Annotated in this window: 15 protein-coding genes; 5 read left to right on the top strand and 10 right to left on the bottom strand. The window is 70.2% G+C overall.

What is annotated here, in order from left to right; genetic code table 11:
* Positions 1-14: 14 nt before the first annotated feature.
* From D7V77_RS17220 to speD, 6 genes are read right to left on the bottom strand one after another with little or no spacing between them, the layout of a single operon-like run.
* Positions 15-1,646, bottom strand: a complete 1,632-nt coding sequence (locus tag D7V77_RS17220) for an FAD-dependent oxidoreductase (protein WP_199733796.1) — start codon at positions 1,644-1,646, stop codon at positions 15-17.
* A complete protein-coding gene (locus D7V77_RS17215) occupies positions 1,637-3,133 on the bottom strand; it encodes a polyamine aminopropyltransferase (RefSeq protein ID WP_120577379.1) in 1,497 nt (498 codons plus the stop codon). The genes D7V77_RS17220 and D7V77_RS17215 overlap by 10 nt, the downstream gene beginning before the upstream one ends.
* A gap of 13 nt (positions 3,134-3,146) precedes the next feature.
* Positions 3,147-3,374, bottom strand: coding sequence for a DUF350 domain-containing protein (locus tag D7V77_RS17210; RefSeq protein ID WP_014393984.1), 228 nt, complete (start codon positions 3,372-3,374; stop codon positions 3,147-3,149).
* Positions 3,374-3,535 (bottom strand): hypothetical protein, encoded by a 162-nt coding sequence (locus D7V77_RS44295; protein WP_014393983.1) that lies wholly within the window; start codon positions 3,533-3,535, stop codon positions 3,374-3,376. The genes D7V77_RS17210 and D7V77_RS44295 overlap by 1 nt, the downstream gene beginning before the upstream one ends.
* Positions 3,536-3,557: 22 nt before the next feature.
* A complete protein-coding gene (locus D7V77_RS17205; RefSeq protein ID WP_120577378.1) occupies positions 3,558-5,474 on the bottom strand; it encodes a DUF4178 domain-containing protein in 1,917 nt (638 codons plus the stop codon).
* Positions 5,471-5,821, bottom strand: coding sequence for an adenosylmethionine decarboxylase (gene speD, locus D7V77_RS17200; RefSeq protein ID WP_120577377.1), 351 nt, complete (start codon positions 5,819-5,821; stop codon positions 5,471-5,473). Before speD ends, D7V77_RS17205 begins: the two co-directional genes overlap by 4 nt.
* Before the next feature lie 75 nt (positions 5,822-5,896).
* Between speD and D7V77_RS17195 the strand changes: the two genes are divergently transcribed.
* From D7V77_RS17195 to D7V77_RS17175, 5 genes are all read left to right on the top strand, one after another.
* On the top strand, positions 5,897-6,595 hold the full coding sequence (locus tag D7V77_RS17195) for a peptidylprolyl isomerase (RefSeq protein WP_120577376.1): 699 nt from the start codon (positions 5,897-5,899) through the stop codon (positions 6,593-6,595).
* Positions 6,592-7,326 (top strand): alpha/beta hydrolase, encoded by a 735-nt coding sequence (locus tag D7V77_RS17190; protein ID WP_120577375.1) that lies wholly within the window; start codon positions 6,592-6,594, stop codon positions 7,324-7,326. The genes D7V77_RS17195 and D7V77_RS17190 overlap by 4 nt, the downstream gene beginning before the upstream one ends.
* A 24-nt stretch (positions 7,327-7,350) precedes the next feature.
* Positions 7,351-7,767 (top strand): secondary thiamine-phosphate synthase enzyme YjbQ, encoded by a 417-nt coding sequence (locus tag D7V77_RS17185; RefSeq protein WP_120577374.1) that lies wholly within the window; start codon positions 7,351-7,353, stop codon positions 7,765-7,767.
* A 96-nt stretch (positions 7,768-7,863) separates the two neighbouring features.
* The gene (locus D7V77_RS17180) at positions 7,864-8,292 is read left to right on the top strand and encodes a MarR family winged helix-turn-helix transcriptional regulator (RefSeq protein ID WP_120577373.1); all 429 of its coding nucleotides are present in this window, start codon (positions 7,864-7,866) and stop codon (positions 8,290-8,292) included.
* Between the two features lie 30 nt (positions 8,293-8,322).
* A complete protein-coding gene (locus D7V77_RS17175; protein ID WP_120577372.1) occupies positions 8,323-9,069 on the top strand; it encodes an NADPH-dependent F420 reductase in 747 nt (248 codons plus the stop codon).
* Positions 9,070-9,084: 15 nt separating this feature from the next.
* Here D7V77_RS17175 and D7V77_RS17170 read toward each other — a convergent pair whose 3' ends face one another.
* The 4 genes from D7V77_RS17170 to D7V77_RS17155 form a co-directional block, all read right to left on the bottom strand.
* Entirely contained in the window at positions 9,085-10,890 is a 1,806-nt protein-coding gene (locus D7V77_RS17170) for a L,D-transpeptidase family protein (RefSeq protein ID WP_346728650.1), read from the bottom strand.
* Positions 10,891-11,100: 210 nt separating this feature from the next.
* Positions 11,101-12,462 (bottom strand): sigma-54 dependent transcriptional regulator, encoded by a 1,362-nt coding sequence (locus D7V77_RS17165; RefSeq protein ID WP_120577371.1) that lies wholly within the window; start codon positions 12,460-12,462, stop codon positions 11,101-11,103.
* Positions 12,459-13,874 carry an ATP-binding protein gene (locus D7V77_RS17160; RefSeq protein ID WP_120577370.1) on the bottom strand — a complete coding sequence of 472 codons (1,416 nt, stop codon included), beginning with the start codon at positions 13,872-13,874 and terminating at the stop codon, positions 12,459-12,461. The genes D7V77_RS17165 and D7V77_RS17160 overlap by 4 nt, the downstream gene beginning before the upstream one ends.
* Before the next feature lie 73 nt (positions 13,875-13,947).
* A complete protein-coding gene (locus tag D7V77_RS17155) occupies positions 13,948-14,409 on the bottom strand; it encodes a hypothetical protein (protein WP_120577369.1) in 462 nt (153 codons plus the stop codon).
* Positions 14,410-14,801: the final 392 nt, after the last annotated feature.

Below are 14,801 nucleotides of genomic sequence, written 5' to 3'. Positions count from 1 at the left end.
CCCGCTTCCAATGGCTACAACCAACTGGCGCTCTTGAGCCCCATTCCCGCCAGGGCCCGCTCCGCGGCCTGAACGCCGAACCAGTTGGCCTCTTCGAAGAGGGCCATGCCGCCCAGGTCCGTGTGCGCGAAGTGCAGGTGCCGCCCCAGGCTCTGTTGCGCGGCGCGGCGAGCTTCGCCCCAGAGGAAGCCCGGCTGGGGCCGCACCATGGCGTGACCCCAGCGTTGCACCTCCAGCCGCTGCGCGAGCGCGCCCACCCCGGGGTGCGCCGGCAACAGGTCCGCCATCACCAGCGCCTCCCAGTCCCCGTACGTCGCGGAGAGGGCCTGATTGCGCTCCGCCTTCACGTCCGCGCCGGCCATCGGCAGGTACCAGGTGAGCACCGTGGGCCCGCGCGAGTCCTGGCGCAGCGACTGGTGCGTAGCCACCACGTAGCCCAGGCTCCGGCTCTCGTAGAAGACGTTGTCCCAGGCCAGCGGGCAGCCCCGAGACGCCGGTGGCGCGGACACCGTCAGGTTCGCCACCACCCACGGGCTGTAGACGAAGGCGTCCATCCACGCGGGTCGCGCCTCGCGCCACGGCGCCACCACGTGCGCGGCGACGAAGCGCGGGCACGCCAGCACCACCTGCCGCGCACGAAAGGCCCGGGGCGCCCCGGTGCGCGCATCCAGCGCGTGCACGCGGCAGCCGTCCTCTCCCGGCTCCACCGTGTGCACCAGCACCTGCGTCTCCAGCTGACGCGGACCCAGCGACGACGCCAGCTGCTTCACCAGCCGGCCGTTGCCCTCGGGCCAGGAGAGGAAGCCGTCGCTGCGCTCACCCTTCCCGTTCTGCCGCGCGGCGAAGTACCAGATGCCTGCCCAGGCGGAGACGTGCTCGGAGGTGGTGCCGTAGTCGTCGCGGCACGCGTAGTCGACGAACCACTTCAGCCGGGGCGAGCGGAAGCCCTCCGCCGCCATCCACTGCGCCATGCTCAGCGCGTCCAGCGCGGTCCACTCCGCGTCGTCGCTGGAGAGCGCCACTGGCACCGCGAACGCCTTGCGCCCCTTCGCGTCGCGCGCGGCGGCGAAGGTGTTCATCCGCGCATCGAAGCGCTCCAGCTCCGCCAGGTCCTCCGGGCTCGCGCCCGCGCGCAGGTACAGCCCTTCGTACCAGTGGCCCCTGTAGAAGACGCGCTCGTCGGGTTCCTGGATGAGCAGCTCCTCCGCGAACGACGGATGGCCTTCCGCGTCCACGCCGGTGACGGCGTCCATCTCTCGCAAGAGGCGCATCACCGGCCCTTTGTCCTCCAGGGGGGACGGCAGGTAGTGCGCGCCCCACGGGAACGCGGACACGGCGTTGCGGCCCGAGCGGGACGTGCCCCCGGCCTCCGTCTCCAGCTCCACCACGCGCAGGTCCTTCACGCCCGCGGCGGACAGGCGCCACGCGGCGGACAGCCCGGCCGCGCCCGCGCCGACAACCAACACGCCCACCGGCTCGAAGTCCTGCGCGCGCGGCAGCGGCCCTGTGCGCAACTTGTGGCCGGTATCCACCGCCCGGTCCACGATGGCGCCCGGCACCGGCGCGCGAGCGGCCTGCCGCGTACAGGCGCTCGCCACGGAGGCGCCCAGGAACGCGGCCACCAGCTCGCGCCGCGTCAGTTCCACCGGCGCCACTCCTCTTCGTAGTAGTGCACCAGCACCTGGTTGTTCAGCCGGTTCACCTCCGCCGGCAGCGGGGACATGTCCGGGGAGAAGCGCGTGAGCCCCTCCAGCGTGTCCTCGTCCAGGAACGCCAGCCCCTCCGGCAGCGGGCGGTAGCGGCCGGGCCGGTCCTGCGCCACCAGCACGTAGCCCCACTCACCGAAGGACGGCACCAGCGCGTGGTACGGCTGCGTCCAGAAGCCCGCGGCCTTCAACGTGGTCTCCACGCACCAGAACGAGCGCCGCGCGAACAGCGGGCTGGTGCTCTGGATGACCGCCACGCCGCCCGGCGACAGGTGCCTCTTCAGAATCTTGTAGAAGCCCGTCGTGTACAGCTTCCCCAGCGCGAAGTTGTTGGGGTCCGGGAAGTCCACGATGACGACGTCCCAGGCGTTGGCGCCTTCCGCCAGGAACTGCATGGCGTCCGTGTTGATGACGCGCATCTTCGGGTGCGTCATGGAGTGGTGGTTGAGGGCCGCCAGCTCCGCGTAGTTCGTGGCGAGCCCGGTGATGGCGGGGTCCAGGTCCACCAGCGTGACGGACTTCACGTCCGGATACTTCAGCACCTCGCGCGCCGCGAGCCCGTCCCCGCCGCCCAGGATGAGCACGTGCTCCACCTTCTGCGCGCGCACCATGGCCGGGTGCACCAGGGACTCGTGGTAGCGGTACTCGTCGATGCTGGCGAACTGGAGGTTGCCGTTGAGGAACAGCGAGAAGCCCCGCTTGCCGCGCGTGACGATGATGCGCTGGTAGGGGGAGCTCGTGGCGTGGACGACGTCATCCGCGTAGAGCTGGTCCTCGTAGAACGTGGTGAGCCGGTCCCCCATCGCGAAGCACACCAGCAGCCCCGCGCACAGCGCCACCGCCTTGATGCGCAGGCGCATGGGGTTGGCCAGCACGGGCGCGAGCAGCCACGTGCTCCACAGCCCCACGCCCGCGTTGAGCAGGCCGAAGAGCAGCGACGTGCGCACCAGTCCCAGCTTCGGCACCAGCAGCAGCGGGAAGGCCACGCTGGCCGCGAGCGCGCCCAGGTAGTCGAACGTCAGCACCTGGCTGACCAGGTCCTTGAACTTGAGCTGGTCCTGCAGGATGCGCAGCAGGAGGGGAATCTCCAGCCCCACCAGCGTGCCGATGAGCAGCACGCTGCCGTACAGCACCACGGGGAACACGCTGGTGAGCGTGAAGGTGAGGAACAGCATCGGCGCGCACAGCCCGCCGACCAGGGCCACGGCCAGCTCTATCTCCACGAAGCGCTGGGCCACCCCGCGCTCCACGAAGCGCGACAGGTAGCTGCCAATGCCCATGGCGAAGAGGTAGCCGCCAATGACGGTGGAGAACTGGGTGATGCTGTCCCCCAGCAGATAGCTGGCGAGCGTCCCGACGATGAGCTCGTAGATGAGCCCGCACGTCGCGATGACGAGGACGGTGAGGAAGAGCAGCGTCTTGTTCAAAGCGTCACGTGTTTCAGCCGCTGATGGCCGCCGCGATGATGATGGCCAGGCCCAGGATGAACGAGCCGATGACGATGCCCAGGGCGGTGTTCTGGTCGACCTCGATTTCCTTGTGCACGTCGTACGGCAGGATGAGGCGGATGACGTAGAAGCCGGCCACGAACACCACCAGGCCGATGAGCGAATAGATGACGCTCGCCAGCACTCCCTGCAGGGTGACCACCACTCCGAGCAACAGCATCACTTGCCTCCCATGAATCCACCGGTCCACAGCAGCACGCCGCCGGGACCGCGCTTCACGTCGCCGGTCACCCGCCCGCGCTCCTCGTCACTGAATGGGGCCCAGCCCGTATAGGTGGCCCACGCATACGCCACGAGCACCAGTCCGCCCAGGTACTTCATCGTCCACCTCCCAGCCCGCGCACTACAGGTTGCTTTCCTTCCAGCGCTCGGTTTCGAAGCTGTGGGCGCCGAAGAACGACAGCGCCGGAATCACCAGCAGCAACACCAGCGCGATGACGAACCAGCTCTCGTTGGGCGTGTCGTGCGTGAGCAGCACCTGGTAGCTGAGCACCGGCCCCAGCGAGGGGCCCGTGAGCTTCAGGTTCGGGTCGAACGACGTGGTCGTCCGCAGCACGTACTTCCCCTTGGGCAGCGACGACAGGAACACGCTGCCATTCTGCCCGCCCTCGCTCCAGGAGCCGTCGCTGTCGCGCCCGTGGTAGTAGCTCACCTCTTCGTAGAAGCTCACCACATCCTGCGTGTCCTGGTTCACCAGGTCGCCCTGCACGCCCACCCAGGAGTTGTCGAGCGACTGCGACATGTGGATCTCGGCCCGCACGTTGCCGTCCCGCAGAAGCTCGAAGGGCTCGCTGAAGTGCATGGCATCCGGGGAGCCGGAGGTCGCGGTCCGGGGCAGCGTCACCCGCAGGTCCAGCACCCGCGCGTTGAGCGCGCGCGCGTGGAGCAGACCCGCCAGCGCGAACAGCCCCAGGAGCCACACCGCGGACCAGCGCAGCGTGCGCATCATCGACTCGCGGCGCAGGTTGGGCTGGCTGGGCGCGATGCCCCGGGGCCTGGGCAGCGGCTCCTTCAGCTTGAACGCGTCGCGCACCTTCTCCGGGGAGAGGTACTCGCCATGCGTGTACGTGACCTCGTTGTCGGTGGCGTCCTCGTTCACCGAGTACGGCGGCGCGACGTACTCCGTGGCGCGCGCCTTCTCGCCCTGGAAGACCTTCCAGTAGAACTCGCCCACCACCGCGTCGGTGACGGCGGTGACGGACTGGAAGGCCTTGTAGCGGCGGCGTTCGTAGAAGGCGGACACCTGCGGCACGACGCTCGCGTCACCGGCGGCCATGGGCGTCAGGAACACCCAGTGGCCGTTGGACTCCATCAGCCAGGTGAAGCCGCGCGCCGCGTTGTAGAGCAGGTACTCCATCCACGGGTAGCGCGTGCCCTCCACCACGCACGAGCGCTCCTGGTAGCCGATGCAAATCCAGTCCGTGCCGTCGAGCGTGCCCTTCTGCCCCAGGGCGATGGCCGCCGGCAGCTCCGGCTTCTGGAGCAGCTTGAGGAAGGCCAGCTTGCCCTGCGTCACGCTCATCAGCGCGCCGCAGTACGGGCACGCCACGCGCATCGCCTGGTCCGGCGCGCGCAGCTCCAGCGGGCCATTGCAGTTGGTGCAGCGCGCCTGCTGGAGCTGGGCCTTGCGCACGCGAGGGCGCAGCTCGCCCGCGGGGATGCCCAGTTGCTTGAGCTCCAGCCGCTGCCCCAGGAAGACCTCCGGGTCGCGGTCGCGCCTGCCGAAGTCCAGCGTGACGAACAGGCCGCGCGGGCCGGTGGCGTCCACGTAGTAGCTGTCCGCCTCTGGATCCACGTCGCTGGGGAGCTGTCCCTCCGCGGCGACGACGCGCCCGTGGCCGCGCTCCTCCACCACCAGCGGGCGGTTGCGCAGGCGCAGGCGGTCACCGGGGTGGAGGTGCTCCAGCTCGATGCCCTCCTCCACGCCCGCGTCGGAGAGCAGGTGGAAGGCGCCCTCGGACTCGCTGAGCCAGCCGGTGCGGCCGTCGGCCATCTCCACGTACCACTCGTCCCAGGGGCCGGCGCCGTGGTCCTTCTGGAGGTGCCCCACGATTTGATACGAGGTGCCGTTGACGCGGCCCTCCAGCCCCAGGCGCAGCGGAGAGTCCGTCTCCACGATGCGGGCCACGCGGCCGTGGTCCTCCAGCTCCGCGCCCACGCGGGCCACCATCGTCTGACAGTGGCCGCACACCACGACCTGCGCCGACCCGGCGGAGAACTCCACGCTCGCGCCACACGACGGACACGCCCCCTGCGTCACGCCTCCACCCCTCTCGACAGCTCGCGCACGCGGCACGACGTGGCGCCCAGATGCTTCGCCGCCAGCGCGGCGAAGTCCGGACGCGCGCGGGTGCGGCAGCAGTAGACGTTGAGCGCGGCGAAGCCATGCTCCGGGAAGGTGTGGACGGTCAGGTGGCTTTCGGCCAGGAGCGCCAGGCCGGTGACGCCGCCGGGCTCCGGGAAGACGTGCCACTGCGGCTGGCCCACGACCTTCAGGTCCATCAGGACGACCAGCTCCTCGAAGAGTGCCGCCAGCGCGGCCGCGTCCTTGAGCCGCTCCGGCGCGCAGCCGCTCGCGTCAACCAGCCATTCCTGTCCGGTTGTCACAGGGGAAACCTCCGGGAGTAGAGACCCTCTTTAACACGCTGGAGCCGGGTCGAAAGCCGCTAGGATGCCCGCCCCATGCGCACCCGATTCCTGACCGCTGGACTCCTCTGCCTCGCCCTGACCGCGTGCTCCAAGGACAAGGAGCAGCCGCCCGCGGCGAAGGCCCCCGCAGCACAACCGGCCCCTCGCACGGTGAGCCTGCAGACGGACGCGGCCTCCGCGAAGGGCTTCCAGAAGAAGGCCCTGGAGGGCCAGGACCTCTGGGCCACGATGGAGACGAGCGAAGGCACCGTCGTCATCAAGCTCTTCTCCAAGGACGCGCCCAAGACGGTGGCGAACTTCGTGGGCCTGGCCACGGGCGAGCAGCCGTGGATCAACCCCAAGACGGGTGAGCGCGAGGAGGGCAAGCCGCTCTACGACGGCGTCCTCTTCCACCGCGTCATCCCGGACTTCATGATCCAGGGCGGCGACCCCACGGGCACCGGCCGGGGCGACCCGGGCTACCGCTTCGGGGACGAGTTCAAGAGCAACCGGGACTTCGACAAGGAGGGCCTGCTGGCCATGGCCAACGCGGGTCCGGGCACCAACGGCAGCCAGTTCTTCATCACCACGTCCAAGCCGCAGTTCCTCAAGGGCAAGCACACCATCTTCGGTGAGACGGTGAAGGGCTACGACGTGGTGCAGAAGATCGCCGGCGTGGAGCGCAACCGGCAGGACCGGCCGTTCACGGACGTGAGCATCAAGCACATCACCATCAGCGACACGCAGCCGTGAGCCTCCGTCCGCGCCACGTGCGCACGAAGCTGGGTGAGCTGGACTGCCACGTGGTGGACGCGCTCCCCGAGGGCGCGACGCCGGAGCTGGTGGTGGTGTTGAGCCACGGCTTTGGCGCGCCGGGCACGGACCTGGTGGCGCTGGCGCCCGAGCTGATGATGGCCGCGCCCCGCCTGGCGCAGGGCGTGCGGTTCGTCTTCCCGGAGGCGTTGCTGTCACTGGACGCCCTGGGCATGCCCGGGGGCCGCGCGTGGTTTGAGATTCCCATGGCCATCCTGATGGGCCAGGGACGGGACTGGCCGCAGTACTCCCAGACCGTGCCGCCGGGGATGCCCGCCGCGCGCCGGGCGTTGATGAGCGTGGTGGCGGCGCTCCAGGTGCCACTGAACCGCGTGGTGCTGGGAGGCTTCAGCCAGGGCGCGATGATGTCCACGGACGTGGCGCTGCGGCTGGAGGAGTGCCCCGCCGGCCTGTGTCTGCTGTCCGGGGCCATGGTCGCCGGCAAGGAGTGGGAGCCCAAGGTCCGGGGCCGGCCATCCCTGCCGGTGTTCCAGGGACATGGCCGGCAGGATCCGGTGCTGCCCTTCCAGGAAGGCGAGCGCCTGCGCGACCTGCTGACGGGCGCGGGGCTGCCGGTGGAGTTCCTGCCGTTCGACGGCGGGCACACCATCATCACCGAGGAGCTGGAGCAGCTGGCGGCGTTCCTCGTGAAGCAGCTGGACGGGCGCTGACCCGCGGGACACGGAGGGTTTCGCGTGTATCAGGCGAAGGAGCTGACGGTGTCCACGCGAGGCCGAGGCCTGGTGGACATCACCGGTGAGGTGCAGCAGGCGGTGAAGGGCACGGGCATCCGCGAGGGCCTGTGCACGGTGTTCCTGCACCACACCAGCGCGTCGCTGATCATCGGCGAGAACGCGGACCCCGTCGTCCAGCGCGACCTGGAGGCGTTCTTCTCCCGGCTGGTGAAGGACGGGGATCCGCTGTTCCAGCACGACGCGGAGGGGCCGGACGACATGCCCGCGCACGTGCGCACGGTGCTGACGCAGCTGTCCCTGAGCATCCCGGTGAAGGACGGCGAGGCGGACCTGGGCACGTGGCAGGGCGTCTACGTCTGGGAGCACCGCACATCACCGCACCGCCGCCGCGTCACGGTGTCCGTGCTGGGCGGCTAGAGCACGGCGCCCCCCTCCCCCTGACCGGCTGGAAGCAGTTGATCCACGACACGCTCCCAATTATCTAGCGCGCTAGACAATAGCGCACGAGAGAACGTGGCCTTGGAATCGAAAAGCGTCGGCACGCAGCTGTCTTTCGCCCTTTATGGCGCGGCCAACCGGATGGTGCGGCTGCACAAGCCGTTCCTTGAGCCGCTGGGCCTGACGTTCCCCCAGTACCTCGTGATCCTCGCGCTGCTGGATGGTGCGCCCCTCTCCGTCGGCGAGCTCGGCGGCCGCCTGGACATGGACACGGGCACGATTACGCCGTTGGTCAAGCGGCTCGATGCGGCGGGGTTCGTCACGCGGAAACGCGACCCTGCCGACGAGCGCCGGGTGATGGTGGACCTGACATCCCGGGGCCGCGCCCTTGAAGCCAAGGTCCGGGGCATCTCCGGGAAGATCAAGTCGGCATGCCAGCTGTCCGACCGGGGCCTGGACGAGCTTCGTCGCACGCTCGAAGCGCTCGCGCACCCGGCGGAGTGAAGACCTCAACAAGCAGAAGGAGATTCCATCATGAAGATTGGCATCGTCGGCGTTGGCCACATCGGGAAGACCCTGGCGCGCAAGCTGGGTGCGGCCGGGCATGACGTGAAGGTGGCCAACTCGCGTGGCCCGGAGACGATCGAGGCCGATGCGCTGGCCTCCGGTGCACGCGCGGTCACGGCCGCGGAAGCGGTGGCCGACGTGGACGCCGTCATCCTCTCCATTCCCCTGAACCGCCTGCCCGGGATCGCGCCGCTGATCGCCAGCGTCCCCGCTGGGACGGTGGTCATCGACACGTCGAACTACTACCCCTCCCGTGACAGCAAGATCGCCGCCATCGAGGCCGGACAGGTCGAAAGCGTGTGGGTGGCCGAGCTGCTGGGCCGGCCGATCGTCAAGGCGTGGAATTCGATTGGCTCCGCGTCTTTCGCGACCAAGGGAATGGCTCCGGGGAGCCCGGGGCGCATCGCGCTCTCCGTGGCGGCGGACCGGGACGCGGATCGCAAGGTGGGCATGGCGCTCGTCGAGGACACCGGGTTCGACGCATTCGACGCGGGCACGCTCGCGGAGTCGTGGCGGCAGCAGCCTGGCGCGCCGTGCTACTGCACGGACCTCACCCGAGAGCAGCTGCCGGCGGCGCTGGCGGCAGCCGAGGCGGCGCGCCTGCCCAAGCGGCGCGACCTGGGGGTGGCGGCCATCACGGAACGGGTCGGGGACGGCACCACGAATCCCGATGCGGAGTACGGGGTCCGCCTCAATCGCGCGTTGTTCATGTAGCCCTTCGACAGCCGGCTAGAGGTCGCGCACGGTGGCGACGACGGGGGCGCCCTTGCGGCGCTTCTTCGGCGCCTCGTGGGCCTGGCCTCGGATGCGCACCCAGGTGCCGGGGTCGTCCGGCATCGCGTGGGCCATGGACCAGCCGGTGGGCACTTCCGGCGTCGTCCATCCGTAGAGGGCTCGCGCGTCCTTGGGGGCCAGGTTGATGCAGCCGTGGCTCACGGGTTCGCCGAAGCGGTCGTGCCAGTAGGCGGTGTGCAGGGCGAAGTCGCCCTCGAAGAACATGGTCCACGGCACGGTGGCCACGCGGTAGCTGGCCTTGCCCATGCTGCCCGTCATGTCTGCTTCCGCGAACTTCACCCAGATGCGGAAGAGACCTTCTGGCGTGTCCGTGCCGGGTTTGCCGGAGGAGATGAGCGTGGCGTAGACGGGGCGGTCGCCCTCGTAGGCGATGAGCGTCTGGGACTCCAGGTCCACGTCCAGCCAGCGCGCTCCAGGCTCCACGATGGACGGTGACGCCAGCGACCACGCGACGTGCAGGTCGTCGCGCGCCACCCAGTGGTCCTCGGCGATGCGGACCCACTGGCCGTCGGGGGACAGCTCTCGCACGGAGACGAGCGTGCGCGGCGGGAGGGTCGTCTCTCGTTCCGCTCGCGCGTCCGGGGCCTTGCGCACCACCACGTCCGTGCGAGGCGCGGCGCGGGACTGGGCCCAGCCGAAGGGCATGGGCAGGGACGCGAGCGCTTCCGCGTCCAGGCCGCTGAAGTCGGAGGGGCGGTGCTCGCGCAGCACGCGCGCTTCGAAGTACTGACCGTCGGAGGTGCGCCAGAAGGTGCGGCGGCCGACCTTCACCTGGCCCAGGAGCTTCACGGTGACGGAGCCCTTGAGCAGCACGCCCTGCTTCTTCCGGCGGGCGAGCGCGAGGCTCGGATAGGCGCGCACGCGGTGGCCCACCACGCGCGCGTAGACGCCAGGGGTGAGCGCGCCCACTTCCACTCGGGGCAGCGGGCGGACGCGGGGCTCGCGGAAGTTCTGTTCCAGGTAGCGCTCGCAGACCCAGCCACGCGGTTGCAGTTGCACCCAGGTTTCGCAGTCCGGGCCGCGCATCGCGCCCTGCCACTTCACGCGCATGTCCTGGGCCACGGTGCCCAGCGAAGGTGAGTCCTGCCGGGGCTCGGAGCGCACCGCGATGGAGCGGCGCACACGCAGCGACCCCGCGTCCGGCGCGTACGGGATGGCATAGGGCTCCATGCCCGCGTCGACTTCCGTGAGCGGTGTTTCGGCGACCGTGTCCTCGTCACCGTCGCCCCCCGTGATGGGCGTTGCCGGGGGCGGACCGTGGGTGTCTGTCCCCGCGTTCGCGACAGGCGCGTTCGGGTCGGAGCCCATGGCGATGTCAGGCGACCCCGGAGCGCTCCCGCCGTCGAGCGCTTGCGCGAGGGCCTCCGCATCGGTCGCGGTGGCGTCGTCGTCCGCGTCGATCAACGGCTCGCCGTCCGGCCCCAGCTCCAGCACGGGGACCTCGGACTCGGTGATGACCTGCGGCTCCTCTTCGCCCGGAAGGGCACCGGTGTTCGCGCCAACGGAGATGGATTGCGCCAGCGAGAGCGCACTGCCCGCGTCCTCGTCCTCCTGCTCCTCCATGACGTCAAGCAGCGCGGGAGCAGCCGCATGCGTGACGCCACCGTCATCAGCGGGCTCGGGCGCGGTGGCCTGCCATGCGGAGTGGAGTGCCTGCGCGGACTCCATGGGCACGGCCTCCGCCTCGGGCACGGGGGCCTGTGCTGTCACGGTGCCCGCGTCCACCGGTGCGGCGGGCACGGGGGGCTCCACCGGAGCGCACGCGAAGAACAACAGGGGGAGTCCGAGGGGGAACCAGCGGCGGCGCATACGGGCCGCAACGGTACGGGTCCCCGCTGACATCCTCAACGTCGGCTCAGGTGCGATCTCCTGCGCGCGGAAGCGCGTGGGTGGGCAGGGCTTGCGCCCTGAACGGCGATTGCCACGAACGACGGAAAGCGCCGCCGCGGATCAGCTCCGCCCCTCCGCGGGCGGAATCCCTTCGGGCGACTCCGGCGCCTCCAGGAGCTTGTAGAGCGTCTTGCGGTCCACGCCCAACAGGCGCGCCGCTTCGCTCTTGTTGCCCCCTACGTGCTGGAGCACGTGCGCCGCGTAGCGCCTGGACAGCTCCGCGAGGCTCGGCAAATCCCCCGCGAGTCCCGTCAGCCGCTTGGGCGCGTCACCGATGGGCTCCGGGAAGTCCGGCGGCCCCAGCACGCCCGTCACGTTCAGCGCGAGCGCCCGCGCCATCACGTTCTCCAACTGCCGCACGTTGCCCGGCCAGTCGTACACCGTGAGCCGCGCCATCGCGTCCGCCGTCACCACCGGCCGCACCCCGCCCCTCGCGTGCAGCGACGCGAAGTGCTCCACCAACGCCGGGATGTCCTCGCGCCGCTCGCGCAGCGGCGGCAGGTGCAGGTGCACCACGTCCAGCCGGTACAGCAGGTCCTCGCGGAACAGCCCCTCCACCACCCGCGCCTTCAAATCCTTGTTCGTCGCCGCCAGCACCCGCACGTCCACCTTCACCGGGACGCTCTCGCCCACGCGGCGGATCTCCCCCTCCTGGAGCACGCGCAAGAGCTGCGACTGGACCTTCATCCCCACGTCGCCAATCTCATCCAGAAACAGCGTGCCGCCGCTGGCCTCCTCGAACAGGCCGCGCCGCGCGCCCGACGCCCCCGTGAAGCTGCCCTTCGCGTGGCCGAACAGCTCGCTCTCCATCAGCGACTCGGTGATGGCGCCGCAGTCCACCGGGATGAACGGCCCCGACGCGCGCGCCGAGCGCTTGTGCAGCGCCCGCGCCACCATCTCCTTGCCCGTGCCCGTCTCACCCGTAATCAGCACCGGCACGTTGCTGGTCGCCGCGCGCGCCACCTGCTTGTAGACCTCCAGCAGCGCCGGGCTGCGGCCCACCAGCGACGTGCGCTCCACCTGCTTGCGCAGCGTGCGGTTCTCCTCCACCAGCCGCTTCTGCTCCAGCGCGCGCTTCGCCACCCGCATGATGGCGTCCACGTCGAACGGCTTGGACAGGTAGTCGAAGGCGCCCAGCTGGATGCTGTCCAGCGCGCCCTCGATGTTGCCGAACGCCGTCACGACAATCACCGGCGTGTCCGGCAGGTTCGACTTCACCGTCTGGAGCACCTTCAGGCCGTCGCCCGGGTCGGGCATGGCCATGTCCGTGAGCACCAGGTCGAAGGACTGCTCGCCCATCCGCTCCGCCGCGCCCTTGGGGTCCGGCGCCTGCGTCACCGGCCCCAGCACGCCCAGCAGGCGCTGGAGCAGGTCCCGCGCATGCGGATCATCATCGACGACGAGGATTCGGGAGGTGCTCATGAGGCCTTGCGGATGGAGTGGGCGTCGGACTCCACCACAAGCGGCGCCGGAGTGCGCGCCACTCGTGCGAACCGCACGCGGATCCGCGTGCCCTTGCCCTCTTCTGAATGAACCGTGAGCGTGCCGCCGTGCGCCTCCACCACGCGCCGGGTGGTGGCCAGCCCCAGGCCGTGCCCAGGAATGCCCCGCACCTCCGCGGCGCGGAAGAACGGCTGGAACAGCGACGCCTGCGTCGCCGGGCTCATCCCCAGCCCGTTGTCCGTCACCTCCACCACCGCGTCCGTCCCCTCCGTCGCCACCCGTACCTTCACGCGCGGATCCGGCCTCCCCGCCGTGTATTTCACCGCGTTGGACAAGAGGTTGCGCGCCACCACCTGGAGCAGCTGCGCCGGACAATCCACCAGCACGCCCGGCTCCAGCTCGCGCTCCAGCGACACGCCCAGCGCCGTCGCCGTCTGACTCACCTCCAACAGCAGCGTGCTCACCGCAGTGTCCAATTCCCCCATCGTCCCGTCGCCCCGGGTGCCCGCGCGGCAGAAGCGCAGCAGCGCTTCAATGAGCTCCCCCATGCGCACCGCGCTGGATTCGCACTGCGAAATCATCTCCAGCGCGCCCGGGTCCTTCACCGCGCCGGAGCGCCGGATGAGCGTCAGGTAGCCCTTGAGCGGGGACAGCGGGCCCATCAGGTCGTGCGCCACGCGCCGGGTGAACGCATCCAGCTCCTGGTTGTGCCGCCCCAGCTCCTCCAACTGGCCCTGGATGGTGGCGTCCTGGCGCTTGAGCAGGGAGATGATGTGCCAGCCCACCAGCATGGACAGCAGGATGGCCAGCAGCGTGGTGGCCGCGCCCAGTGCCGTGTTGCGCACCCGCAGCGTGCCCAGCCGCCCCACCAGCACGCGCGCGTCGGACGCGTTCTCCGTGGCCAGCTGTCCCGCCAGCTGGTCCACCTCCGCAGCCAGGGGACGGATGCTCTCCACCAGGTGGCGTCGGGCGCGCTCCGCGTCGCGCTGCCGTGAGAACACCGCCGCCGCGCGCACCTGATCCGCCAGCCCCTGGCACGCGCCGTTGAAGCGCAGCCAGATCTCCTTCTCGCCGGGCGGCAGGTGGCGCATGTACGCCTCCGAGGACTGGCGGATGCTGCCCAGGATGTCCTCCATCACCGCGTCGGCTTCCTTGCGCTCGGCGTCGCCGCTGGAGCGCACGTGCGCTTCGATGGCGGACTCCAGCGCCATCACGTCCACGCGGATGCGGCCGATGAGGCTCGCGCGCTCCAGGGCCTCCAGTACCAGCGCGTCCACCTGACGCCCGGTGCGCACCTCCGTCAGGAGCATGAAGCCGGTGACGCCCGACAGGAGCATCACCACGAAGAAGAAACCCGCGCGGTATCCACGGATGGGGGTCCGCGAGTTCATCGCCACGGGGACGCTCCTTGGGTCGACAGAGGAAGAACCAGCGGGCGTCCCGTCACGGACGCCCACGCGAAACTCACGGCACCGGCCTGGCTGCCTCGGTGGAGGTGGCGCCCGGCAGGGGCGGCTGGGTGCGCCGCCGCGCGCGCTCCAGCGCGGACTCGTACCAGACGTCCGACAGCTCTTCGTGCAGCGCCGCCAGCTCGCGCTGCCGCGCCAACAGCTGCGCGTTGTGCTCCTCCAGCGAGTGGCGCTCCGTCTCCAGCCGCGCCAGCTCTTCCGTGGCGGTCGCGCGCGCCTGCTCCGCCTCCGCGCGCGCCTGCTCCGCCTCCGCGCGCTCCTGCGCCAGCTCTTCCAGCGCGGACTCCAGCGCCGCCAGCTTCGCCGCCAGGACCTCGGTGCGCTCGCGCTCGGACTGGAACTCGCGCTGCCAGCGCTCCGTCTCCAACACCTGGGCCTGGAGGCGCTCGGGGGGAATGGTCGCGGCGCATCCCACTCCCAGCCACGCCACACTCCATGCCACCAGCAGGTGCCGCATACGCCATCTCTCCCGACACCTGGCCGCGCGACATGCACGACGAGGACGTCCGGGCTTCATGCTCCCCTTCATGTCCCGGCGCGTGGTGCTCGGAACGGAAGGTTGCGGTGCAGCTTGCAGAAGAGCGTCGTTGCCGTCAAAGCAACGTGCGCCTGCCTGGGGAGCTTGCACCCATTGTTGCAATCGCAACTGAGGAGTTTCTCCCCATGGCGGATCCGCTCCTACCTGGAGAACCCCGCGAAGTTGCTCAAAACCGGTGCTGGCACGGCGAGTGCTCAAGGGTCATGGCATCAACCGATGCAATTCCGCGTCGGCGTGTCGTCCCCGGAGCCATCCATGAAGACCGTCATCGTCGCCGCCCTCTTCGCCGCCACCACCGCGTTCGCCAACAC

Origin of the sequence: Corallococcus sp. CA041A (assembly GCF_003612075.1) — a bacterium.
Classification (GTDB): domain Bacteria; phylum Myxococcota; class Myxococcia; order Myxococcales; family Myxococcaceae; genus Corallococcus; species Corallococcus exiguus.
The sequence above is the reverse complement of the archived record's forward strand: the minus strand, read 5'-3'. Positions and strand labels throughout refer to the sequence as shown.